Consider the following 22,514-nt stretch of genomic DNA (forward strand, 5'->3'; position numbering starts at 1 on the left):
TTTGTTTGTGAGGTCATGCTGAAGCGCGACTTTTTCGGTTCGAGCTTATTCACAGCGATGTTTGTTTGCGACAAGTTTTTGCCGGAAGACTTCTGCTGGTGTTTTGTACCCCAAACATTTGCGCGGCATATTGTTGAGACGATGACAGATGAATACGAGGTCTCGGTCACTCAACGTTAGCGGATCAAGGTCTCGGGGGAGCCATCGTCTTGTTCGCCTGTTGGTGTTTTCGACCGTTCCCTTTTGCCAGGGCGACTGCGGATCACAGAACCACGCTTGTGATCCGATCCCGGCCTGCAGGTAAGCCCATTCCGTGAACTCAGGGCCACGATCAAACGTGATCGAGCGCCGCGCCATTTGGGGCAGGGGTTGCAGTACCCTAATCACACCATCCATCACCGCACGTGACTGACGATCATTGTTGCGCAACAAAACTGTGAAACGGCTTACCCGCTCGACCAGAGACGTCACATTGGCTTTGCCGAACTTCTTGCGAAACTGGATCAAATCACACTCCCAGTGGCCAAATTGCTTACGTCTGGCGATCATGTCCGGGCGGTGCAAGATGCTCAGTTCCGGCGGAAATCGGCGTCCATGACGGCGCCGGGCATGACGTGGACGTCGCCTGGCACGACGTTCAGGCAGATATTTCCAAAGCCCTTCTTTTCGACCGTCGTCGGAATAAACAAACTGATAGATCGTTTCATGACTGACAGAGATGGGGTGGCGCTCCAGTTGCATTCTCCCGGCAATTTGCTGCGGCGACCATCCATCGCTGATGTGCTTGATCACGGATTGACGCAAATGATCAAACCGGATGAGCTTGCGTCGTTTCGAGCGACGTTCACGTGCTTTCTGATCGGCAACCGTGCAGTAATAGCCAGTCAAGTCCGTGATCTGATCGTCGACAAATCGATTGCGTTTCAACTCGCGGAAAACGGTTGAACGATGTCGTCCAAGTTTCTCGGCAATAATATCAACGGAGAGGTTTGCTGCGCGCCAGCGGGCGATCTTGCGGCGTTCATCCAGATCAATATGCGCGTAGGTGCGTTCCATGACGGGTTCCTTGCTTAGGATAACTCATTGTTATCGCTTGCAAGTCGCACTTCAAGCTAGAACCCACCGTTGTTATAGGAGTTAGTTGCATAAGTTCTATTATGGAACTAAGCCATTGAAATAATTGAATAATACTATTGTTATGATGAACTGGCTATCTCTAGAATGTTACCCTATCGACAATCTATTCAGCATTCGATTTGTGTCGGATGACGATGTTCCGACCGCTGGATTTAGCAGCATACATGGATTGATCGGCACAATGAAGTAACTCATCGAGTTTCGTGGAAGGACAGTCGGCGATATCAACCAACCCCATGCTCACCGTGACCTTCAGGGGCTGGTTATCTGTTCCGGTAAAAGTTGCGTTCTGGACTCTTAAACGCACGCGAGAGGCTATTTTCTCGGCCTGTCTCGATGAGGTGTTGGGCAGCAGGATTGCGAATTCTTCGCCGCCCAATCGCCCAAATAAATCACCCTCACGCAGCTGATCGCGGACGAGTTGCGCAAAATCGATCAGGACCTTGTCGCCACTGGCATGGCCGTTCTGATCGTTGATCTGCTTAAAATGATCGATATCGAGCATCATCGCGGTCAAATCGCGGCCTGCAACGATGCTCTCCCTAAGCAGTTTTTGACCACGTTCCCGGAACGCACTTCTGGAAAGAAGTCCGGTCAGAACGTCAAAATATGCTGCGCGCGATAGGTCAGACAGTTCCTTCTGTCGGGCAGCATTTATGGTTGCCACGAGAAGAGGTCCAAGGGACATCAGCGCAATGCCGAACCGCAAGGAAGGCTGAAACTCGTACATCTGCGAAAGGACGGGGAAAGCACCTATGACACCGGCGATGGACAATAGGAGCCAGCTACAGGAGAGCATTGTCAGGATGGCAGTTGTAAACACTGGCCCGGTAAAAGAACAGGTATGGCGTTCCTCTGTCGCCCTCCTCAAATAAAGAGACAATCAGGATGCGGCGCGCGCCGCATCCTGACTGCCGCTTCCATCTATGCTATCCGGCTTGGTCTTCAAATGCTGGATGAAATTCGAAATCGCCGCGAGTGTCAGAGCGTCGAGCGTCCGCAGCTTGTCGTAAATCGATTTCGTCATCTCTGCTTCTTGGGCTGTTTCACCGAACAAATGCGGTGCGACCGGATAGAGCAGTTCCATCGGCGACGTATCCAGGACCTCGCAAAGATGGATCAGCCGGGCCACTGTCAGTTTCGACGTCGCTTTTTCGTAGCGCGACAACACCTGATGATGCAGGCCCAGCAAAGGCGCCAGCACCGTTCGGGGCATCTCGCGAATTTCGCGGAGTTCGCGGATCTGCGAACTGATCAGTTCTTCAATCTCGCCGGTGAGCGCCATAGGACCGAAGCTCACTTTTCTATAAATGGGCTTCTGTATTTGCGGGTCATCGACCTGTTCAAGCCCTAGAGTATCAATCCATTCTTCTAAAGTACGTCCCCTCATATCTCCTGCCAAACGTTGTTTCATTCATTTCATGGGTAAATCAATGTACCCGATTTGGCTAGCTGGATGCGCTGAAAAATCACGTCATGACCGAATGGTTTGGGCACGTCGCTGCGCGACCGGCGCTCTATGCCATCGGCACGAAACCCGGCATTCTACCGGTTTCCGCCCATACGGGTTGCGATCGCACTCGTGCAAGCCGCTTCGCGGCTCAACAAAAAATCAATAACCGAATTGGCTATCTCTTGTGTACACGGCCCGATGACTTCAGCATAGTGCGTCAATCTCGGGCAACCGGAATGGTGCTGACGTCTTGCTAGCCCTTGGCGTCAATCACCTGGGAGCCGTCCTGCGTGCAAACAGGTCGGCTCCCTCCCTCTTTGACAATCAGATCATGAATGACGACCGCCAAAGCGGTCGACTTTGGTTTCTCCAGTGAGGGAGAAAGAGCGTTGCCCTCTCCCCCTCGCAACGAGAAAAACGGTTTCCCCGTCCTTCCTCGCATCGTCCCGTTGGTCCTCAGCACGTGCAGGATCGACACAGATCCGCATGCGCGGATTTGCATCGACCCTCCGGCTGCGCCTCGGGCGGGCGAACCCCCTCCGTTTTTTTCATTGCCTCCCCCTCTCCCGGTCTGACTTGCGACGCCGCAGGAGCAGGAGCGGGGCTCCTGCCCCATGGGCAAGCAAGACCGCTTCGCGGGAAAAGGGAAAAGGGAAAATGGAGAGCATCATGACCAATACGAACAAGCCAGCGACAATCATCGTCGCATTGAACAAGCTCGATCGCGACCCGAAGAACGTGCGCAAAACCTACCGCAAGGAAGGCATCGAAGAACTGGCGGCAAATTTGCGCAGTGACGGTTATCAACCGTTGCAAAATCTGGTCGTGCGCAAGGGTGATAAGAAAGGTCGCTATTTCGTGACGGCTGGCGAGCGCCGCCGTCTGGCGCTGTTGAGTCTGGCCGAGGCTGGCGAGATTGCGGCAGATTTTGCGGTAGAGTGCAAGGAACGTGCCGCCGAGGATGCCACGGCAATCAGCCTTGCTGAAAACGCCATGCGCGAGGAAATGAATCCCGTTGACCAGTATGAAGCTTTCAAGGCTATGGCCGACGAGGGAAAAGACATTGCCGATATCGCCGCCCGTTTTGCTATTTCCGAAACGGTCGTTCGGCAGCGGCTTGCACTGGCGCGTGTCGCTCCCGAACTGCTGCAATTGTTCCGCGACGAGGAAATTGGCTATAGCCAATTGAAGGCATTCACCATCTGCAATGATCATAAGCGCCAATTGGAAGTCTGGAACGCTCTACCTGACTGGAACCGTGACGCACACCGGATCAGGTATGCTCTGACCGAGGAAATGATACGGACAGATGACAAGCGCTTTGATTTCATCGGCGGTGTTGAGACATATGAAGCGGCGGGCGGAGCGGTCAAACGTGACCTGTTCGACACGCGCGACGGCGGATATGCCACGGATTCCGTCTTGCTGGAAAAGCTGGTTTCGGAGAGATTCACCGCGATTGCCGAGCAGGTGAAGGCAGAAGGCTGGCAGTGGGTCGAATGCAGCGCGGACATTCCGGATGGCTTGCATCGCATGAAACGCTTCTATCCTGAAGACGTACCGTTGTCCGAGGACGATCAGGCGGCACTTGATGCTGCACAGGCTGAGTATGACGAACTTGCCGAATTGATCGAGCATGACGCTGCCGATGATCAGGCCGAGGCGAAGCTTGAAGCTGTTCAGGAGCGCATTGACGCCCTGACTGCCAAGACGGAAGCTTTCAGCCCCGAAGCGCTGGAACAGGCTGGCGCATTCGTGATGATGGACTACTACGGCAGGGCTCGCATCGAGCGCGGCTTTGTGAAGGCCGAGGCCGTGAGGGATGACGAGGACACCGAGAGCAGCGAGACGGAACAATCTTCCGAGATATCGGCTTCCGCCCTCCCGGTGATGACGCATAGTGCAGCATTGATCGAGGACCTGACCGCACATAAGACGGCAGCGCTGCGCATTGAACTGGCGAACAATGTGGATATTGCACTCGTTGCCGTGGTGCATTCCATGTTGATTGACGTTGTTTATCCCTACGGCGGTCATAGCGCCTTGCAAATTCGTGTCACTCATGAGCGGCTTGAACGTTCCATGAAGGACGCGGAAAACTGCAACGGCTTGTCTGCTTTCAACGACCTTTCGGATCGCTTCGGCGATATTCTCCCCGGCAATCCCGATGAACTGTTCGATTGGCTGCGTGAGCAGCCACAAGACATGCTTCTATCGCTTCTGGCTTTTGCCGCCGCTCATTCTGTCAATGCGGTCGAGCCGAAATTCTGCCAGCGCAAGGGCGATGTGGCACAAGCCGATCAACTGGCCCGATCACTTGACGTTGATATGTCAGATTGGTTCGAGCCGACCGCCGACAACTATTTCAATCACGTCAACAGGACGACGATTGAACTGGCAGTGGCCGAAGCCAAGGGCAAGGAGGCGGAATTGTCAGTCCGTGCCGCCAAGAAGAAAGGCGAAGCGGTCTTAATCGCAGAGCGCCTTGTTTCCGGAAGCGGATGGCTCCCTGTCTCCGTTCGGATCGCGGAGGAAACCGCAACCGAAACCATGGATGACGAAACCGGCGAGGAAACTGGATGCGCCGACGATGAAGCGGAGTTTTCCCAAGCGGCTGAATAAGCCGCAGGCCGGTCGTGCGTTTCCCCCGCACGACCGGTTCCCGCCTTGAAATGGATGTATATCCGATTTATAATATACGAAATATACTCTCTGGGATATCCAAGGAAAGAGCCATGTCCCTTTACATTCGTGATAGTGCCGTTGATGAACTGGCGAAGAAGGTTCAGAAAATCACCAACGCGCCAAGCAAAACTGAAGCTGTACGGCAGGCGCTGCAAAATGAATTAAAGCGCGCAAAGGATTCTATACCGCTGCGCGACCGTGTCAAAGTCATTCAGGATGAATTCGCAGCCATTCTTGGTCCGAATCCGGAACCCTTTGATATGAAGAAGTTCAGCGATGAGCTTTATGAGGACGATTAATGTATCTTGATGCTTCTGCCATCGTCGCAATTCTCAGCAATGAAGACGACGCCGGTTATCTTCTGGCAAAACTCGAAAAAACGAAATCGCCGATCTATTATTCGTCACTGACAATGTTCGAAGCCGTTATCAGTCTCGCGAGGCGATTAGCAAACAAACAGGTAGGCTCACAAGCACCCATACCGACCGAGACGATTGATATGGCGCAAGCGCATGTTGAGAAATTCATGTCGGAGCTAGGCGCAAGGGAAATGGCGATCAGTGGCGCGACCCATCGCAGAGCGATTGAAGCGGCGCGCATCTACGGCAAATTTGTTGCCCACCCTGCCCGCTTGAACCTGGGCGATTGTTTCGCTTACGCCTGCGCTCAGGAATACCGGTTACCCCTGCTCTTCAAGGGTGACGATTTCCCGAAAACCGACATAGAGCTTGCCTAAGCCTGTAGGCCAGCAAATGACGATCAAACTGACCAAAAAAGAATACAAGACTTCACCAATGTCCGAGAGGATATCTGCTATGACAAAGCTTCAGCTGTAAAACCTTAGCCAAACATTCTCGAAAGGATTTCTTTTCATACTGGCGGGAGGAATTGCTTTTTCGGCCTTTGTAGTCATGTACTCGGATCATGTCCGGAATGACGTTAGAATAACAATCCTTTGTACCCTCCTCGCGACGGGCTTATTGACACTAAAGAACAGGAATGAACATGGCGTTCTTCCAAGTCGCATTGTTGTACTAATCGTATGTACTTTGATTGCAGAATTTGCCCTGCTTCCGGTCGTGTAAGGTCATGATGGCCAAGTCGGCCCGAAGCTGCGATTTTGGCCAACTTGACGAACAAATCCAGAATATGAATTTTGGTGATTATTGGCGAAGGTTTTTTTGCGGCAAGCGAGCGACGAGAAGTAGAATTATGATGATAGGTAACAGTAATGCCCTTGAGGTTATGCGCATTGTTGAATTGCCAGACCACTTTGATCAACTGCTTGTCGATGCAGCTGCCGAGGGCTTCGACACCATGTCCGTGCTTCAAGAACAGTGGCGGAACGGGTCTAATCGCTTCGAACGCCCCGGTGAAATACTAGCGCTAGCAACCATCGATGATGAAATTGCTGGCATTGGCGGCATCACTCAGGATTTCGTTGATAGCAGTTGGTTGCGTATGAGGCGGTTCTACGTTCGGCCAGCCTACCGCCGACGTGGCGTTGGCCGAGAGATAGCGCATTACGTCCTAAAACATGCAGATACATTTAATCGGCAAATTGCACTTTATGCCGACGGACCAGATGCGGAAGCGTTCTGGCCAACACTTGGATTTCGCCCCATTGAGCGCGAAAATACAACTCATTTTTTTCGTTGCGAACCAACTTTAGGGTGCACCTATAAGAGACAATCACATGTGACGCGTAGCACATGTAACAAAAGGGTGGATTCTCGATAAAAGTGACGTTACACAATGGAAGTCACCCTAAAGTGACAGATTTGCCATGGCTCGCATCGGATACGCCCGCGTCAGTACTATAGATCAGGACCTCGACATTCAAAACGAACGCCTGAAGGCCGCCGGCTGCGAAATAATCCGGGCGGAAACCGGATCAGGGGCTTCACGAAAAGGTCGTTCCGAGCTGGAAACCATCAAGCAGTTTCTACACACAGGCGACGAGTTGGTGGTTCTGCGGCTTGATCGGCTCGGCCGTTCCACACGCGACGTTCTCAATCTCGTTCATGAGCTTGACGAAAAAGGCGCATCCCTGCGCGTCCTTGAACCCGAAGTCACGACTGCCGGAAGCATGGGCCGAATTGTCATCACCATCCTCGGTATGGTCGCCGACATGGAACTGAAGTTTATCAAAGACCGGCAGAGGGCGGGGATCGAAGCCGCAAAAGCCGAAGGTATACATAGAGGGTGACCTGCCACTGAACTTTCATCCAACGGCGATTAGAGCCTCGGCGGTTTTGACTACGCCAATTGGCGTGTTGGTAGCAACCGGCGGAAACGCCAAGCTTTCATATTGCGCAGCGTTGGAGCCGGTTGCGGCGATGGATCCAGCATAGACCGCCGGGGTTTGGTATCCCAGCGACGAGTGTGGCCGGAAATTGTTGTAATCGTCGGCCCATTGGGCGATGGCGCTGCGGGCGTGATCGAGGCCAAAGAACAGGCTTTCGTTGAGCAATTCGTCGCGCATCCGACCGTTGAAGGATTCAACATAGCCGTTCTGCATAGGCTTTCCTGGCGCGATATAGTGCCACTCAACCTTGTGATCCTTCGACCAGGCCAGAATGGCATTCGAGGTGAGTTCCGTGCCGTTATCGGAGACAATCATTCCTGGCTTGCCGCGTCGTTCGATCAGTGTCGTCAGCTCCCGTGCGACACGGCGGCCGGAGATTGTGGTGTCCGGGATTGCTGCCAGGCATTCCCGCGTCACATCATCAACGATATTGAGAATCCGGAAACGTCTCCCGCATGCAAACTGGTCGTGCACGAAATCGAGAGACCAACGGGCATTTGCTTTCGCCTCGACCAGGATCGGCGCACGCGTGCCGACGGCCCTTCGTCGAGCCTTCCGCTTGCGAACCGAAAGCCCTTCCTCGCGATACAGCCGATAGATGCGGTTGACGCCGGATGGCTCTCCGTCCCGCCTGAGCAGGACGAACAGCCGTCGGTAGCCGAAGCGCCGTCGCTCGTTGGCAAGGTCGCGCAGCTTCGCCCGCAATTCGACCTCCGGCGGTCGGCAGGACCGATAGCGGATCATCTTGCGATCAGCAGACACAATCTGGCAGGCCCGCCGCTCCGAAAGACCCATTATGTCCTTCAGATGTGCAACGGCGTCACGCTTGGCGGCAGGCCCTACCATTTTTTTGCGAGAAGCTCGCGGAGTGCGGCGGCATCGAGCATCTGCTCGGCCAACAGCTTCTTAAGCTTGGCGTTCTCTTCTTCGAGTGCCTTCAGGCGCTTCGCCTCGGACACCTCCATACCGCCGTATTTGGCTTTCCAGTTATAAAATGTTGCGTCCGAAATCCCATACTTGCGGCACAGGTCGGCCACCTTCATGCCTGCCTCCAGCTCCTTCAGCACCGCAATAATCCGCTCTTCCGTAAATCGCTGCTTCTTCATTCGTCCGTCCTTTATTGGGCCGGAATCTAATCCATTCTGGAGGAAATTCTCAGTGGCAGGTCACCAGTCAGAAATAGAATTAACCTTCGTCTTTGTAGTGGCCATTAGTTCCGAACATACTATTCTTTGTCCAACGGTTCTGGATATCGCGGCCGACTCAAAATCCCTTCTACATGGCGGTTTTTCGTGCCTCGGAAATATAAAGCGCGCGCAGGTCGCGTGTAATTTGGCCTGGCTTCCCGGTACCAATCGATTCACCATCGATTGCAATTACGGGCGTGACAAATGTCGAGGCGCCAGTGATGAATGCTTCGTCAGCCTCCATCACCTCCTTAATAGTAAAACTGCGTTCAACAATTTCCAGCGTCGTACAAGCCACATAGCGCAAAAGGGCGGTTCGCGTAATGCCATGCAGAATATCGTTAGACAGTGCACGGGTAATCACCTTGTTGTCCTTAACGATATACGCGTTATTGGCAGTGCCCTCGGTAACAAAACCATCTTGAACGAACCACGCATCATCTACGCCTGCTTGCTTTGCCAACATTTTTGCCATTGAGGGGTAAAGCAGCTGCACAGTCTTGATATCACGACGCGCCCACCGTAGATCGGGCACAGAAATCACCTTGACCCCTGTCTTTGACTTTGGCCCGTCAATCAGATTGGACACCGCTTGTGTGAACATCACGACTGTCGGCTGAACGGCTTCGTCTGGAAACGCAAAATCCCGGTCGCCGGGGTTTCCTCTGGATATCTGCAGATAGACCAGTCCCTGATCGAGCTGGTTTTCTATGATCAGTTGCCGCAAAATATCAAGAAGCGTCTGGCGGTGAAGCGGCTGACGGATGCGCAGCTCGGAAAGTGAGCGATCCAATCGGGCTGCATGTCCGTCAAAATCCAGAATTTTGCCATCAATGACTGACACAACTTCATAGACAGCATCGGCAAACAGGAAGCCGCGGTCAAAGACAGAAATATTCGCCTCGTCTTGGGGAACGAAGTTTCCATTGAGGTAAACTGTTCGCTTTTTGAGCATAGCAATAGCCTGTTAAAAATTTTTCCGCTTGGTTGTCGAGGCTGTCAATCGTTGAGGAGAGTTTCAAAGAATAGCTCTCCAATCTCTGGAAATGCCTCCGGAAATTCTTCGCAGATTTCTTTACCCTGTGTCATCAGGCAGATGATGACAGGAGACTTTCCGGTGACGGCAATTCGGATCAGATCGTGTTTGTAATAGGATGCTTTGGGATCACCGGTCCAGGTATTCTTCCCCGCTTTACTCCATATCTGCGCATCAGCGGGAATACCGCCACCAAGAAATTCGGTAACCTGAAAATGCGGCTGTCTGGCTTCGGCACTATTGCGGTCACGTAGCAATGTCTGTTTTGCCCTGTTTTCAGAAGCGGCTGAGAGCGGAAGCTGACTGGAGAAAAGCGCGCTGAACAGACGCGCTGCGGCAAGCGGCGTCAGCGCGTTCAGATTTTCTCCCGCAAGCCCTGCATATTGAGCCTCACGCCCATAGCGCACATCGTCCATCAGCTTCTGCGTGATATTACAACCCTCGAACTCTGGCCAGTTGAGTCCGGAAAAGAAGCTGTTGAGGTGCTCGCGCTTTTCCCGCCATTCGTTGAACTGGGAGCCTTCCAACATGGTATCGCCGGTCGTACCCGTAATAATGTCGATGACATAATTGGTTCCGGTGTTGGATGACCACAGGATCATGTCACGCATGGCGCGAGACAGTTCTTCATGATCGGCGACATTGCCATGGTCAATAGCGTTGAGCACATGGACCAGATGAAATGCTTTGACAAGACTGCAGGGGTAGCAGCGCCAGTCGCCACGATATGAAAAGCCATCCGGCTTTTCACCGGGACCTTTCTGACGCAATGCGACGAAACCAAAATTGTCGGCCCGCAGGCCGCGGTCGGCAAACGTGTCAGTCAGGCAGCTGGTGATGACTTCACAGCGGCGCGACCAATCAGAATTATCTTCAAAGAACACGGGATGATCTTTCTATCAGGACGTTCACGGTTTAGGCGCGCTCAGCTTTCCAGCAGCGGACCAGCCCGCCGTTGACAAGATGCTGCATGGGCTGGCTTTGGTGGCAGATGTCTTCGGTAATCGGGCAACGAGGCGCAAAACGGCAACCGGGCTGGACGGCAAAGGGGTCGGGTATCTCACCACTGATCGGCTCGCCTGTTGCCTGCGGACGGCGAACATCGGGCACAGCTGCAATCAAAGCCTTTGTATAAGGATGACGGGGAGAAGCAAATAGGGCGGCACTGTCCTGCAATTCAACGATCTCACCCAGATACATGACTGCAACGCGATCGCACAGATAGCGGATTACATTCATGTCATGGGAAATGAAGACTATGGTCAAACCCTTATCTTTGTTGAGCCGTTTCATAAGATTGATGATCTGCGCCTGAACAGAGGCATCAAGGGCCGAGACCGGTTCATCGGCAAACAGAACCTGCGGATTGGCGCAGAGTGCCCGCGCCACCGAGACGCGTTGTCTTTGTCCGCCGGACAAAGCATGCGGAAATTTCAACGCCGTTTCGGCTACCAGATTGACTTCCCCGAGTACGTCAAGCGCCCGCTGCCTACGCTCGCCGGCAGGAATATTGCGGTGATAATGGGAGATCACTTCTTCCAGCTGCGCGCCAATTGTCATGCGTGGATTGAGCGAGGAATAGGGATCCTGAAAGACCATCTGAAGACGGCCATCACGGTCCGGCCCGTCAAGCCGACGGCCATTGAACACCACCTCCCCTGCGCTGCCGGGCTGCAGTCCGACGCCTATGCGCGCGAGCGTGCTCTTGCCACATCCGGATTCTCCGACGATGCCGAGTATTTCTCCCTGCTCGATACCAAGGTCGACGCCACGCACCGCATGCAGACTGACAGGCGGACGGTTGGCAATAACATCGCGAAGGCTGCGCCTGACGGGAAACTTCTTTTCGATCTTCCGGAAATCAAGCACTGACATTGGCAACCTCATTCAGAATGCACGCATCGAGATGACCGAAGGATGAGCCGCCACGTAACTCCAGCGCCGGCGAGCGTCCGATCGCGCACCGAGGTTGGGCACGGAAACAGCGTGGCGCAAAGCGGCAACCATCAGGCGGATCGACGAGCCCTGGGGGAGCTCCCTGAATGGGAGCAAGTTCCTGGTCGCGAGCGGCTTGACCCGGAAGCGCGGCGAGCAGCGCTTTCGTATAGGGGTGCGAAGGCTTGTCCAGGACGTCGCGCACCGTGCCCGTTTCCACCATACGCCCGGCATACATCACCGCCATACGATCGCAGATCTGGGAGACGACCCCAAGATCGTGGGTGACCAAGATGATTGAGGCACCAAGGCTGTCTCGACGTTCTTTGAGGAGCCGCAATATCTGATCCTGTACGGTAACATCGAGCGCAGTGGTAGGCTCATCGGCTATAATCAGACGCGGGCGCAACGCGAGAGCCATCGCGATAACCACCCGCTGACGCAAGCCTCCTGAAAGTTCGTGCGGATAGGCGTCAAGTCGGCGCTCCGGCGACGTTACATGGACATCCCGCAACAGTTGCAACGCTGCTTCGCGGGCTGCCTTTTTGCTGACATTTCTGTGGCGGCGTATCACTTCACTGATCTGCTTGCCGACACGCATGGTCGGATTGAGCGCCGTCAGCGGATCCTGGAAAATGAAGGCGACATCGCTTCCACGGATCTTTGACAGTTCTCTTTCCTTCATCGGAACGAGATCGCCGACGCCATCGAGCAGTATCTGACCGCCGCTGACCCGCGCGGCGGCACCACCAAAAAGGCGCAGGATCGAGCGACAGGTGGCTGACTTGCCACAGCCGGATTCGCCCACAATTCCAAAAATTTCACCGGGATTGACATCGAAGCTGACGCCATCGACGGCACGAACGACACCCGACGGGCTGCCAAACTCGGTCATGAGGTCGCGGACAGAAAGAAGGCTCATGACTTACCCCTTCGGTTTCAGCGTGGTAGACAGACCTTCGCCAAGCAGCGAAAATGCAATGCCGATCCAGACGATGGCGAGTCCCGGAAAAATGGTCATCCAGGGCGCCTCGCGCATATAATCGATGCTTTCGACGATCAGCAGGCCCCATTCCGGGGCGGGAGGCTGCACACCCAGGCCGAAAAAGGACATGGCGGCGACGGCCTGCACGGTGAGCACGACATCGGACATTGAATAAACAATCGCCGGCGTGACGACATTGGGCATGATGTGGCGCAGCATCACACGCAGCTTGCCAAATCGCAAAACGCGTGTGGCGTCGATATATTCCAGCCGCGACACAAGCAGTGTTTCACCGCGCACAATGCGCGCATAGCCGATCCAGTTAACGATGAAGAAGGCGATATAAAGATTGGTTTCACTGGGCCCAAGCACCCCGACTATAGCCAGGATGAGGACATAGAATGGAAAAGCCCAGACGATATCGGTGATACGCATCAGCACCGCATCGACAATCCCGCCGAAGTAACCTGCGATCAGACCGATCATCACACCCATGATCATGGGACCGAAGACACAGATCAGCGCCAGACGCAGATCGTATACGGCGCCCGCCAGAATGCGGGTAAAAATATCGCGCCCGAAATTATCGGTGCCGAACCAGTGCAGCGCAGACGGCGGTTGCATCGCGCCCGCAAAATCGAGCGCGAAGGGATCGTAAGGTGACAATATCGGTGTCAGGACAGTAGCGGCCAGTGTGATCAGCAGCATGAGCAGGCCAATTGCACCGGACCAGGTGTGCAGAAGTTTGCCGGGAATGGACATGGTCTACTCCATCCTGACGCGTGGATCGGCCAGCGCGTAGCAGATGTCGGTAATCAGATTTACAATCACAACCATGATTGCGAAGAAGACGGTCAGGCCGCGGATGACGGGCAGATCGCGCGAAACGATGGCATCGATCAACAGGCTTCCAAGACCGGGTACAGAGAAGATCTTCTCGACCACGACGGTGCCGCCGACTATCCAGCTTACCCGCACGCCGATGATGGATATTGTTGAGATAAGGCTGTTTGGCAGCACATGGCGCAGAAAGATTTCCGGACGGCGAAGACCTTTTGCGCGGGCCGTGTCGATATAATCAGCCTTCATCGTGTCTATGAGCGCGGCGCGCAGACTCTGCTGTATGAGGGCTGCGGTTGAAAGACCGACAACCAGAGAGGGCAGGAAAAGCCGGTTTATGTTGATCCAGAAGCCAGTGCCGACACCACCGGTAGCGAACCAGCCCATGCCAAGCGCTAGCCAGATAATCAGCATATAGCAAAGCCAAAACGGCGGGATGGCAATGAGCGCCACAAACACCTGACGGATGACGTTGTCGATGAACCGGCCGCGATAAATGGCGGCGACAATGGCGAACGGGAGGGCGATCAGAAGGGCTATAATGGTTGAATAAGCCACGATTGCTAATGTGAAGGGCAATCGCTCCATCACCAGAGCGATGATTGGCTGCTTGTGGAAGATCGAAACCCCGAAACTCCCCGTCAGGCAATCACGCAGAAAATAGATGTACTGGACCCATAACGGCTTATCGAGTCCCCAGAGTTCACGCATGGCCTGCAATTCTTCAGGGCTGGCGCGGGTTCCCATCGCATGGGACGCCGGATCGCCCGGCACTATCTGAAGAAGCAGAAAACTGATCAGTGTAATCCCCAACAGAACCGGGATCAGCATCAGCAGACGTTTGAGAATGGAAAAAATCATTGCGTTCGCTGGCGTTCGATTTTGGCGTACCGCCCGGACTTCGAAAGTATCTTTCGAAAAGGCGATGGCTCACTTCATTAAGAATGCCGTACCTTGCGGAATTGACCGGCCGCATGGCTCTGGGAAATGCCGTAACCGTGATAGGCGGCGGGATTCGCGCCTGCTATCCTTAATCGACCCGCAGGCGCTGAATCGCGAGGCAATGGCTCACCTCATTTTTCGAGTTTCACATCCTCAAGGCGGAAGTTTGAAGTGGGAAGCACTTCAAAGCCCTTCACGTTGCTGCGCACCGCCCAGGCTGTCGCGGGATGATAGAGGAAAATATACGGTGCGCCGTCATGCAGGATACCGATCATTTCCTTAAACATAGCACCACGCTTTTCCCCATCAGCGGTCTTTCGCTCTTCCGCGTAAAGCTCGTTGAGACGATCATTCTTCCACTGGGTGTGGTAGGCATTCGCGCGTTCCGGATTAACGGCGACAAAACCGATGATCTGATCGGGGTCAATTGTGTCGGAGGTGGTGTAGGACACCGACATATCGTAATTGCCCGCTTTGGTCGTTTCCCACTGGGTACCGCCTTCCAGCATCTGTACCTTGAGCTTGACACCAATTTGTTGCAGCATCGCCTGAAGTGCAATAGCTGCATTGCGGCTGGTTGCGGCGCCTGAGTCGACCACAAGCTGGGCCTCAAAGCCGCCGGCGTAACCCGCATCAGTCAAAAGCGCCTTTGCCTTGGCCAGGTCATAAGGATAAGGCGTTAGATTCGCATCGGCATAGGCCATGACAGGCATGGCTGATGCAGCTGGCTTGCCAGCGCCATAAAGCACGCCCTGTACCAGTGCATTCTTGTCAATCGCATAATTCAGTGCCTGACGCACACGTTCATCATCGAAGGGTTTGCGTGTGGTGTTGAGCTGCACGAAGTCGGCGCGATAAGGGATGGTCTGGCCAACACTGATACCTTCCTTATTGCCAAGCTCCTTTAGTTGATTGACGGGCGGATCGAGCGCCACATCGACTTCGCCCGCCTCAAGCTTGATAGCGCGTACAGATGGTTCGGTGACGACATCGAGACGCGCCTCGTCAACGAAAGGCTTGCCCTGCTGCCAGTAATGCGGATTCTTAGCCAGCTCCACCTTCGAGCCCCGCACCCAGGACTTCAGCATGAAAGGACCTGATCCAACGGGCGCATCAAAGAACGCCGCTCCCTTGGCTTCCACCTGCGCCTTGGGTAGAATCGCAGCGGCAAAAAGCCCCAGATTGTTGAAGGCCGGCGTAAAAGGTTCGGCGAGCTTCATCGTGATTTCATGCGGACTGACGATCTCAAAGCCTGTGATCGGACGATAGAACCGACCCCATCCGGATTCCTTGGAAGCAGCACGTTCAATAGAGAATTTCACGTCTTCGGCCGTCACCGGCGTGCCGTCAGAAAACTTGGCATCCCGCAACTTGAACTTCAGCGTCAGCCCATCCGGAGAAACGGTCCAGCTTTCTGCAAGGCCCGGCTCAAGCTTTTCGCCGGTTTTGTCCGGGCGAACGAGCGTGTCGAAAATGAGCAGCTGGGTCCAGATCGAACCATTGTCACTGGTTGCAATCGGATCAAGTGTGATGGGATCAAAACCGATAGCGACACGCAGTGGATCAGCTTGCGCCGTGAGAGCGGAAAGCGAAAAGACAGAGGCGAGAAAAAGGCCTTTTAGGCCGAGCCTGGAAAGCATGAAAGTGCTCCTACACCATTTGCTGTGATTGAAGCGGCATCCCCTTATTTTTTATAGCCACCGCTTCTTCAACAAAGAAATTAGACAACAACCACCCGTATGGATAATAATAAATCTGCTATCTCTTATTAATAGGCTGATAATGGATTTGCGTGAACTGGAACTGTTCGGGACGCTCATGCGCGTTGGAACGACAATTGAAACCGCGCGCTTGCTGGGAATATCTCAACCCAGTGTGAGCGGACAATTGAAGCGCCTGGAGAGCAGGCTCGGCTTCTCGCTTTTTCATCGTACCGGCAATCGTCTTGAACCGACACGCGAGGCAAATGAGCTTTTTGCGCTCTCGATGCCAATTTTCACGACGCACACCCTTGTGCGCTCTGAATTATCCACCTTGCGTCATCGCGCGTCCCGCCCAGTGGCGATTTCTGCAACGCCAGCACTCGTTGAAAGTTTTATCGGACCGGTGCTTCTTAATGCAGGTTACCGTGACTGGAGACAGCGCCTACTTTTGAAGGTTCACACACCCGAAGAGGACCTGCGCAAAGAGGAGGCTGACATCGGTTTACAAATGGCTTTACCGCCAAAGGCCGAATTTCACTCCTATATTGTCGGACAGACCCCTTTGGTTGCAGTCATTCAATCGGATCATCCACTGGCTAGATTGAAGTCACTTACCTGCGCGATTATCGCCAAACACCCGCTGGTTTGTTACAATGCAGACTGGTCGCCCATGGGCGGCACCATTCGCACAGCCTTTGCCGCTCAAGGACTAAACTATGATCCTGTATGCGTTGTGCCGTTTTGCGGAACTGTTTGCAGTCTGGTTCGTGCATGCGGTGGAGTCGGCGTCGTGGATGCGATGACTGCGCAGGATTACGCCATGCAGGGACTGGTTTCACTGCCGATCAACGATATGCCGGAGGTCTCTATCGTCGCCTTTCATCGGCGAAACGAACCGTTGCGCGCTTCGGTTCAGGATTTCCTGACGGCCCTTCGCAACCACCTATGATATCTCCCAGCTGTGAAATCGAGACCTGATTAGAATTTAACGCACGAACATTCAAATCAGCCTCAATTCCAAAGCTAAATCGATCTAAAGAACGTGACCCCCGTCGATATCATGTTTCAAGTGATCCCAATCAGGCCAAAAATGCCGTCACTTTGATTGGATATAAAGCTAAGGAAAAGCGTTAAATGACCGGAATGGAAACAGATAATTTGGACTAATCGAAATTTAGAGAAGCAGGCGTTTTCCCCAGACACCCCCACCTGATTGCCATTCAACAACCGGTCTTCGCAGCCGTCCGGTGTTCAATACCGTGCTTGTTGAACGTGGCATCCCTCTTACAGAGTGCTGTACAGGTATTGCGCGGTAAACAGATCGAGATGCCCGCCGCCAACATTTTTGTAGACGGTGATCTGGCGGTCGTCGCTGCGGCCTGGATGTTTTCCCTGACATAGCTCAATCAGATCAGCTTCGATTTGCTCATGGTTGATAAGTCCTGTAGCGAGCGGAATTCCGAGTTCACCCGAATCATCACAGCAATGGCGCGTATCGACAAATACCCGTCCGGCACGACGGAACACGTCATCATCGGCTTCACGCATGTCTGGCATATAGGCACCGATCAGATCAACATGAGCGCCCTCTTTGAGGAGTTTTCCCTTAACCAGCGGACTGGTCGACATGGTGACACACGATATCACGTCCGCCTTCGAGACTGTGTTATCGAGATCCTCCACGGCAACGATGTTGACGCCAGCAATGTCAATTCGGCTGGCAAGTTTTTCCGCCCTGTCGACGTTGCGGTTCCAGATAAAGACTTGATCGATCGACGGTCGGCTGGCGCAATGAGCCTGCACCACATGGGGCGCTAGCGGTGTTGTCACGTTAAGTTTCTCTGGCCGGAAAGACCAGGGGCTCGTAGATATTCATGCGAAACAGGCCGCAATTTTCCATGCATCGAAAGCTTCGAGGCGATGGTAGCGAATTGTGTGTGCGGCTCGGCGACGAGATGGAACAGAGAAACAATTGCGGGTCGCTGAGTGCATGGAGACGAACCGTTGCAACGCTCCAGGTGACCGATGACCTTGCATGGTTCGCTCCCGTTTCCTAAACGGCAGATGGCTATTTTCGGCCCGATTATTGAGGCCCTTGTGCGACCAATGGTCAAGGCCGGGTGCCACTTCTGCCTTTGCTGCACCGTAGGAGCGGAGCTTATCGGTGATGATCCGTTTGGGAGCAAAGCCATAGCGCTTCATTAACGCCACAAGCAATCGCTTTGCCGCCCTTTTATCACGCCGCTTCTGCAAGATTTCTTCGAGAACGGAGCCATGTTGATCCACCGCACGCCAAAGCCAGAATTTTTCTCCAGCGCATTTGACGACCACTTCGTCCAAATACCAAACATCGCCGGGGCGCGCCTGACGCCGCCGCAAGTTGCGTGTGATCTGGGGGCCGAACTTGGCGATCCAACGACGAACTGTCTCGTATGATACGTCGATTCTACGCTCAAGCAGCATTTCCTCAACTTCACGCAGACTAAGGTTGAACCGCAGATAAAGCCACACCGCATGAGCAATAATCTGTGGCGGAAAACGGTGACGCTTGAAGATGATATCTGATGTCTGCATCGCCAAAATTTACGCCCAAACCGTCAGGCAGGCAACTGTAGCCCAGTTAACGTGACAACACCCGCGCCGGAAGTCGACCGGTTGCGTAGCCACCATGATCTTCACGCCACTCGGCGAAACTCCGATCACCGGCGACCTCGCAAGGCCGCCACCATCGCTTGCGCCAGTTCAGGTGCTACCGGGCCGATAACCGTCATGCGCGCGCCAGCAATCTCGATCTCAATTCGACCCGCGGCAAAGTGGGCGACATCTGACGGCGCGCCTGGAGCCGGCGTTCGATCGCCAACTACCGTCACCGGCACGAACATCGCCTGCTGCGCACTGGACCTCGCAGATCGTTGAGAGGTCAGCCCAGCGTCCCGGCGCCAGACGTTCAGCAAGCCGCGATTGACGCCCCAGCGCCGGGCAACGGCCGAGATGTTAACATCAGGTTCCGCGCTTTCCGCAAGGATCCGCGCCTTCTCCTCGTCAGTCCAATTCCGCCGCTGCCGCCGGCCGGTAATCACCTCGATCCGACGATACTTTCCCTCATGCCTGGTTTCATCCATGTCTTCAAGCATGGCATCAGCGCGATCTCCAATCATCCCGGTCCGCTCCTATCAATGAAGGAGCTTATCTCGCGGCATCATTCACAAAAGAAAAGGTGGGATGTTCGTCGCGCTCACGACTGGATCTCCATCGACGATGTGACGCGCGGGCGTGTGATGGAAATAGGCTGGCGCACAACAAGCCTTTCAACGCGTGACAGCACCTATGTCATCCTACCCAACAGTCAGATCGCGCGCCAGAAACTGACAAACTACAGCGCCCCAAGGCAGCACTATCGGGCCCATGTTCAGGTACTTCTCAATCATGAAATATCGGTTGCAGATGCCAAGTTGCTTCTAACTCAAGCCGCGGCTGACAGTAATATCATAGCGGAAACACCTCGACCCGATGTGCGCGTGGCAGCCTATGAATCGGACGGGATTCGTTATCATGTGCGCTTCTGGGTCGGAAGCTTCACCGACGATATCGATTGCCGCGACGCCGTATTTACACAGATCGACATCGAGGCTTGGTCTTTGTTGGCGTCTCAATCCTACCGCAATGCACGTAGGGCATTCAGGATCACTGCGATGTCGATCACTTCCTGGGTGAACGCGCCTGCTACGGGTGGCAGAAGTCCAAAAGCTGCGATGATCATGGCAAGTATCGATAGTCCGAGACCGATCAGCACGCTTTGCAGCGCAATTCGCCTGGTACGGTGTGCAGATTGGATGGCCTTAATCAGATTGTCGAGCTTGTCGACGAGTAGCACCACATTGGCACTTTCTGAAGATGCAGCGGCGCCTCGTGCGCCCATCGCCACACCTACTGTCGCCGTCGCCAGTGCTGGCGCGTCATTGACACCGTCGCCAACCATCATGGTTGGGGCTTTCGAAGCTTCCTTGCGTACAATGTCGACTTTTTGTTCCGGGTTTAAATCACCATGCGCCTCATCAATTCCAAGCTTTTGTGCGACGGCATCAACAACATCAGATCGATCACCAGAGGCAAGCACGATGCGGTCAATGCCGACGGCATGGAAGGTTTCCAGCATGAGTGCTGCATCCGGCCTGATCTGGTCGGCAAGCACGATTACTCCTGCCAGTTCGTTGTTAACAGCGACAGCTACCACCGCCGATTCAGCGGGTACACCCTGGCGTAAATCGTAGGGATCGCCATGCTTGATATTGCTCCGAACGTATCGGCTTCCGCCAATTGTTACATGTTGCCCGTCGACCAGACCAGACACGCCCGTTCCGGCGGTCTCGCTCACATTGCTGGGGACGGACAGTACAAGACCACGCCCAAGAGCGTCGTCGACGAGAGCTTTGGCAATGACGTGACCCGACGCCTGATCGAGCGACGCTGCGAGGCGAAGCATGTCTTGTGCTTCCCAGCCATTCGTCACTCTCAGATCGATCACATGCGCTTGGCCAAACGTCAGGGTGCCGGTCTTATCCAGAACGGCTGTCTTGATCTTGGCCAGCGCTTCCAATGCGCCACCACTTTTGATCAATACGCCGAGTTTTGCAGAGCGGGACATGCCAGAAATAATGGCAACCGGTAGTGCCAGTATGAGCGGGCAGGGTGTCGCAACAACGAGGACTGCAAGTGCTCTGATGCGATCGCCAGACAGCCACCATGCGAGCCCCGCGATCAACAGAGTGAGGAGCAGGAACCAAACCGCAAAGCGGTCTGCGATGCGTACGCTTGGCGCTTTGCTTTCCTGCGCCTGACTGACTAACCGCACGATATTGGCATAGGTACTCTCAGCAGCCGGTCTGGTTGCGACGAGATCAAAGGCGTCGCCAAGATTGGTTGAGCCGCTCAGGATTTCGTCCTGCTCGGCCTTTTCTACAGACCTGCTTTCGCCGGTCAGGCTTGATTGGTCGAGAATGGCCGCTCGTGAGGCGAGCATACCGTCTACCGGAACCACCTCTCCGTGGCGAATGAGAACCCGTTCATCCGGCTGGATATCATCGACTGGAACCTCTTCCAGTTTTTCACCAGCATAGCGCATCGCCGTGTGGGCGACACGGCCCAACAGCGCTGTCATCTCCCGACGCGCGCGCCCCTCTGCGTAGCTCTCCAGAAGCTGCCCCCCGGAATACATCAACGCTACAACATTGCCAGCCAGCGGCTCGCCAAAGGCCAGTGCCGCGGCCATCGACAGAGCTGCTACCAGATCGAGTCCAACTTCGCCTTTTTGCAAGCTCGATACGATGTCAATGGCAAGCGCTACCAGTACCGGAACGGTCGCCGCGAACCAAATACGATCACCCCAGATGCCAAATGCGGAAAACCAAGCGAGCGTTCCCGTTAACAGGCCGACTATCGCAATCGTTACAAGCATGGATCGAAGGGTAAAAATGGCTTGTGGACGAAGAAACTGCAAAGGACATCCTTTCACGGAGGCGAGTCGAAAGCTTCAATGAACAATAAAGCATCCGCGGAGCATAAGAGGAAGAGAACCTGATGTTGGTCGCCAATATGTTTACTATGCACATTCCCGGTGACCACCGGCTTTTGCCGGCTGGATATTTACCAAGCGTACGCGAAATCCGGATATGCTACTGGACTGGAAAAGATTGAAGTTGTTGCGAAACTATCCTCTTTCTCATCACTACAGTTATCCGGGTCGTACCGGGTTCAAGAATTGCATCGAAGGACGTTATGGTCGACGTTAGACGCACGAAAGGACGCTGACGACCATTCCGGCTTCGCCATGCGCCTTTTGACGTGGAGATTGAGAATGATGTCCTTTGAACGCCCAATTAGAACATTAATTGTTGCACAAAGAACACAGTCGTCCAGTTTTGACGTTTAGCTCGCTTTAATGGAAATTACTTATCGTGCATTCGACGATCGTCGGATAAAAATACAATACTGCATGAGGAGGTGACTGTGAAACCAATTCCGCTTCGCTACCTGGCTGGAGCTATTGTACTGCCGTTGTTTAAAAGTTCAGCCATTTCAGCTTGTGATTATGCAAATAATACTTATAATTGTGCTGGGAAACGGTCTGCAAAGCTAGGTAGCGGAAATGGTGATAACAATCAGACAGTCATCATGCCATCGGGCCAAGGACTAACAGATGGTACTGCTATGCCAAAGACCTCATGAGACAGCATACGGATGGCGATCTGCAAACGTATCGCGTAGACCGCCAAATCAATTCAAACCGCTGGCCTGGTGACGAGA

At 54.1% G+C, this 22,514-nt stretch carries 21 protein-coding genes and 3 pseudogenes; 8 read left to right on the top strand and 16 right to left on the bottom strand.

Going from position 1 to position 22,514, the window contains the following annotated elements:
• Positions 1-45 precede the first annotated feature (45 nt).
• The 3 genes from OANT_RS23680 to OANT_RS23690 all read right to left on the bottom strand — a co-directional run bounded on the left by OANT_RS23680 (position 46) and on the right by OANT_RS23690 (position 2,551).
• Positions 46-1,056, bottom strand: coding sequence for an IS30 family transposase (locus OANT_RS23680; protein ID WP_011982814.1), 1,011 nt, complete (start codon positions 1,054-1,056; stop codon positions 46-48).
• Positions 1,057-1,240: 184 nt separating this feature from the next.
• The gene (locus tag OANT_RS23685; RefSeq protein ID WP_158304337.1) at positions 1,241-1,912 is read right to left on the bottom strand and encodes a GGDEF domain-containing protein; all 672 of its coding nucleotides are present in this window, start codon (positions 1,910-1,912) and stop codon (positions 1,241-1,243) included.
• Positions 1,913-2,020: 108 nt separating this feature from the next.
• Complete coding sequence (locus tag OANT_RS23690) at positions 2,021-2,551, bottom strand: helix-turn-helix domain-containing protein (RefSeq protein ID WP_011982812.1); 531 nt, start codon at positions 2,549-2,551, stop codon at positions 2,021-2,023.
• 708 nt (positions 2,552-3,259) lie between these two features.
• Here OANT_RS23690 and OANT_RS23700 point away from each other — a divergent pair.
• The 5 genes and pseudogenes from OANT_RS23700 to OANT_RS23720 all read left to right on the top strand — a co-directional run.
• Positions 3,260-5,212, top strand: coding sequence for a ParB/RepB/Spo0J family partition protein (locus tag OANT_RS23700; RefSeq protein WP_041545827.1), 1,953 nt, complete (start codon positions 3,260-3,262; stop codon positions 5,210-5,212).
• A gap of 113 nt (positions 5,213-5,325) precedes the next feature.
• Positions 5,326-5,574 (top strand): type II toxin-antitoxin system VapB family antitoxin, encoded by a 249-nt coding sequence (locus OANT_RS23705; protein ID WP_011982809.1) that lies wholly within the window; start codon positions 5,326-5,328, stop codon positions 5,572-5,574.
• Positions 5,574-6,011, top strand: coding sequence for a type II toxin-antitoxin system VapC family toxin (locus OANT_RS23710; RefSeq protein WP_011982808.1), 438 nt, complete (start codon positions 5,574-5,576; stop codon positions 6,009-6,011). Before OANT_RS23705 ends, OANT_RS23710 begins: the two co-directional genes overlap by 1 nt.
• A gap of 353 nt (positions 6,012-6,364) precedes the next feature.
• Complete coding sequence (locus OANT_RS23715) at positions 6,365-7,015, top strand: GNAT family N-acetyltransferase (RefSeq protein WP_235823051.1); 651 nt, start codon at positions 6,365-6,367, stop codon at positions 7,013-7,015.
• Between the two features lie 46 nt (positions 7,016-7,061).
• Positions 7,062-7,481: pseudogene (locus OANT_RS23720) on the top strand (recombinase family protein); the annotation flags it as partial.
• An 18-nt stretch (positions 7,482-7,499) separates the two neighbouring features.
• Here the strand turns inward: OANT_RS23720 and OANT_RS23725 are convergent.
• From OANT_RS23725 to OANT_RS23765, 8 genes are all read right to left on the bottom strand, one after another.
• Positions 7,500-8,689, bottom strand: a protein-coding gene (locus tag OANT_RS23725) for an IS3 family transposase (RefSeq protein WP_086000520.1) whose coding sequence is annotated in 2 segments (ribosomal slippage) — positions 7,500-8,437 and positions 8,437-8,689 — 1,191 coding nt in all. Because the reading frame shifts where the segments join, the coding sequence is not laid out codon by codon here.
• 169 nt (positions 8,690-8,858) lie between these two features.
• Positions 8,859-9,725, bottom strand: a complete 867-nt coding sequence (locus OANT_RS23735; RefSeq protein ID WP_011982803.1) for a D-amino-acid transaminase — start codon at positions 9,723-9,725, stop codon at positions 8,859-8,861.
• A gap of 44 nt (positions 9,726-9,769) precedes the next feature.
• Complete coding sequence (locus tag OANT_RS23740) at positions 9,770-10,690, bottom strand: serine hydrolase (RefSeq protein WP_011982802.1); 921 nt, start codon at positions 10,688-10,690, stop codon at positions 9,770-9,772.
• A gap of 31 nt (positions 10,691-10,721) precedes the next feature.
• Positions 10,722-11,681 carry an ABC transporter ATP-binding protein gene (locus tag OANT_RS23745; protein ID WP_011982801.1) on the bottom strand — a complete coding sequence of 320 codons (960 nt, stop codon included), beginning with the start codon at positions 11,679-11,681 and terminating at the stop codon, positions 10,722-10,724.
• The gene (locus OANT_RS23750) at positions 11,668-12,663 is read right to left on the bottom strand and encodes an ABC transporter ATP-binding protein (RefSeq protein WP_011982800.1); all 996 of its coding nucleotides are present in this window, start codon (positions 12,661-12,663) and stop codon (positions 11,668-11,670) included. Before OANT_RS23750 ends, OANT_RS23745 begins: the two co-directional genes overlap by 14 nt.
• 3 nt (positions 12,664-12,666) lie before the next feature.
• Positions 12,667-13,488: an ABC transporter permease gene (locus OANT_RS23755; RefSeq protein ID WP_011982799.1), complete on the bottom strand. Its 822-nt coding sequence runs from the start codon at positions 13,486-13,488 to the stop codon at positions 12,667-12,669.
• Positions 13,489-13,491: 3 nt separating this feature from the next.
• Positions 13,492-14,427 carry an ABC transporter permease gene (locus tag OANT_RS23760; protein ID WP_011982798.1) on the bottom strand — a complete coding sequence of 312 codons (936 nt, stop codon included), beginning with the start codon at positions 14,425-14,427 and terminating at the stop codon, positions 13,492-13,494.
• Between the two features lie 212 nt (positions 14,428-14,639).
• Entirely contained in the window at positions 14,640-16,148 is a 1,509-nt protein-coding gene (locus tag OANT_RS23765) for an ABC transporter substrate-binding protein (protein ID WP_011982797.1), read from the bottom strand.
• A 142-nt stretch (positions 16,149-16,290) separates the two neighbouring features.
• Between OANT_RS23765 and OANT_RS23770 the strand changes: the two genes are divergently transcribed.
• Positions 16,291-17,160 (top strand): LysR family transcriptional regulator, encoded by an 870-nt coding sequence (locus OANT_RS23770; RefSeq protein WP_011982796.1) that lies wholly within the window; start codon positions 16,291-16,293, stop codon positions 17,158-17,160.
• 335 nt (positions 17,161-17,495) lie between these two features.
• On the opposite strand, the gene OANT_RS23775 is transcribed toward OANT_RS23770, so the two are convergent.
• The 4 genes and pseudogenes from OANT_RS23775 to tnpA form a co-directional block, all read right to left on the bottom strand.
• Positions 17,496-18,041 carry a hypothetical protein gene (locus tag OANT_RS23775; protein WP_235823052.1) on the bottom strand — a complete coding sequence of 182 codons (546 nt, stop codon included), beginning with the start codon at positions 18,039-18,041 and terminating at the stop codon, positions 17,496-17,498.
• Between the two features lie 42 nt (positions 18,042-18,083).
• Positions 18,084-18,785, bottom strand: coding sequence for an IS6 family transposase (locus tag OANT_RS23780; protein WP_011982795.1), 702 nt, complete (start codon positions 18,783-18,785; stop codon positions 18,084-18,086).
• A gap of 60 nt (positions 18,786-18,845) precedes the next feature.
• A pseudogene (locus tag OANT_RS26580) lies at positions 18,846-18,914 on the bottom strand (IS66 family insertion sequence element accessory protein TnpB); the annotation flags it as partial.
• Positions 18,911-19,369 carry an IS66-like element accessory protein TnpA gene (tnpA, locus tag OANT_RS23785; protein ID WP_011982794.1) on the bottom strand — a complete coding sequence of 153 codons (459 nt, stop codon included), beginning with the start codon at positions 19,367-19,369 and terminating at the stop codon, positions 18,911-18,913. The pseudogene OANT_RS26580 and the gene tnpA, both read right to left, overlap by 4 nt.
• Before the next feature lie 18 nt (positions 19,370-19,387).
• Here tnpA and OANT_RS27465 point away from each other — a divergent pair.
• Positions 19,388-19,579 (top strand): annotated as a pseudogene (locus OANT_RS27465) (mechanosensitive ion channel domain-containing protein); the annotation flags it as partial.
• A gap of 287 nt (positions 19,580-19,866) precedes the next feature.
• On the opposite strand, the gene OANT_RS23790 reads toward OANT_RS27465, so the two are convergent.
• Positions 19,867-21,708, bottom strand: coding sequence for a heavy metal translocating P-type ATPase (locus tag OANT_RS23790; protein ID WP_235918370.1), 1,842 nt, complete (start codon positions 21,706-21,708; stop codon positions 19,867-19,869).
• Between the two features lie 509 nt (positions 21,709-22,217).
• Between OANT_RS23790 and OANT_RS26585 the strand changes: the two genes are divergently transcribed.
• Positions 22,218-22,436, top strand: coding sequence for a hypothetical protein (locus OANT_RS26585; RefSeq protein WP_146206528.1), 219 nt, complete (start codon positions 22,218-22,220; stop codon positions 22,434-22,436).
• Positions 22,437-22,514: the final 78 nt, after the last annotated feature.

This window comes from Brucella anthropi ATCC 49188 (genome assembly GCF_000017405.1).
GTDB lineage: Bacteria > Pseudomonadota > Alphaproteobacteria > Rhizobiales > Rhizobiaceae > Brucella > Brucella anthropi.

What these genes read in the sequence shown, in the direction of transcription:
- OANT_RS23680 (WP_011982814.1), bottom strand. Translation starts at nt 1,056, where the DNA reads ATGGAACGCACCTACGCGCATATTGATCTGGATGAACGCCGCAAGATC.
- OANT_RS23690 (WP_011982812.1), bottom strand. Translation starts at nt 2,551, where the DNA reads ATGAAACAACGTTTGGCAGGAGATATGAGGGGACGTACTTTAGAAGAA.
- OANT_RS23700 (WP_041545827.1), top strand. Translation starts at nt 3,260, where the DNA reads ATGACCAATACGAACAAGCCAGCGACAATCATCGTCGCATTGAACAAG.
- OANT_RS23705 (WP_011982809.1), top strand. Translation starts at nt 5,326, where the DNA reads ATGTCCCTTTACATTCGTGATAGTGCCGTTGATGAACTGGCGAAGAAG.
- OANT_RS23710 (WP_011982808.1), top strand. Translation starts at nt 5,574, where the DNA reads ATGTATCTTGATGCTTCTGCCATCGTCGCAATTCTCAGCAATGAAGAC.
- OANT_RS23715 (WP_235823051.1), top strand. Translation starts at nt 6,365, where the DNA reads ATGATGGCCAAGTCGGCCCGAAGCTGCGATTTTGGCCAACTTGACGAA.
- OANT_RS23735 (WP_011982803.1), bottom strand. Translation starts at nt 9,725, where the DNA reads ATGCTCAAAAAGCGAACAGTTTACCTCAATGGAAACTTCGTTCCCCAA.
- OANT_RS23745 (WP_011982801.1), bottom strand. Translation starts at nt 11,681, where the DNA reads ATGTCAGTGCTTGATTTCCGGAAGATCGAAAAGAAGTTTCCCGTCAGG.
- OANT_RS23750 (WP_011982800.1), bottom strand. Translation starts at nt 12,663, where the DNA reads ATGAGCCTTCTTTCTGTCCGCGACCTCATGACCGAGTTTGGCAGCCCG.
- OANT_RS23755 (WP_011982799.1), bottom strand. Translation starts at nt 13,488, where the DNA reads ATGTCCATTCCCGGCAAACTTCTGCACACCTGGTCCGGTGCAATTGGC.
- OANT_RS23760 (WP_011982798.1), bottom strand. Translation starts at nt 14,427, where the DNA reads ATGATTTTTTCCATTCTCAAACGTCTGCTGATGCTGATCCCGGTTCTG.
- OANT_RS23765 (WP_011982797.1), bottom strand. Translation starts at nt 16,148, where the DNA reads ATGCTTTCCAGGCTCGGCCTAAAAGGCCTTTTTCTCGCCTCTGTCTTT.
- OANT_RS23770 (WP_011982796.1), top strand. Translation starts at nt 16,291, where the DNA reads ATGGATTTGCGTGAACTGGAACTGTTCGGGACGCTCATGCGCGTTGGA.
- OANT_RS23780 (WP_011982795.1), bottom strand. Translation starts at nt 18,785, where the DNA reads ATGCAGACATCAGATATCATCTTCAAGCGTCACCGTTTTCCGCCACAG.
- tnpA (WP_011982794.1), bottom strand. Translation starts at nt 19,369, where the DNA reads ATGATTGGAGATCGCGCTGATGCCATGCTTGAAGACATGGATGAAACC.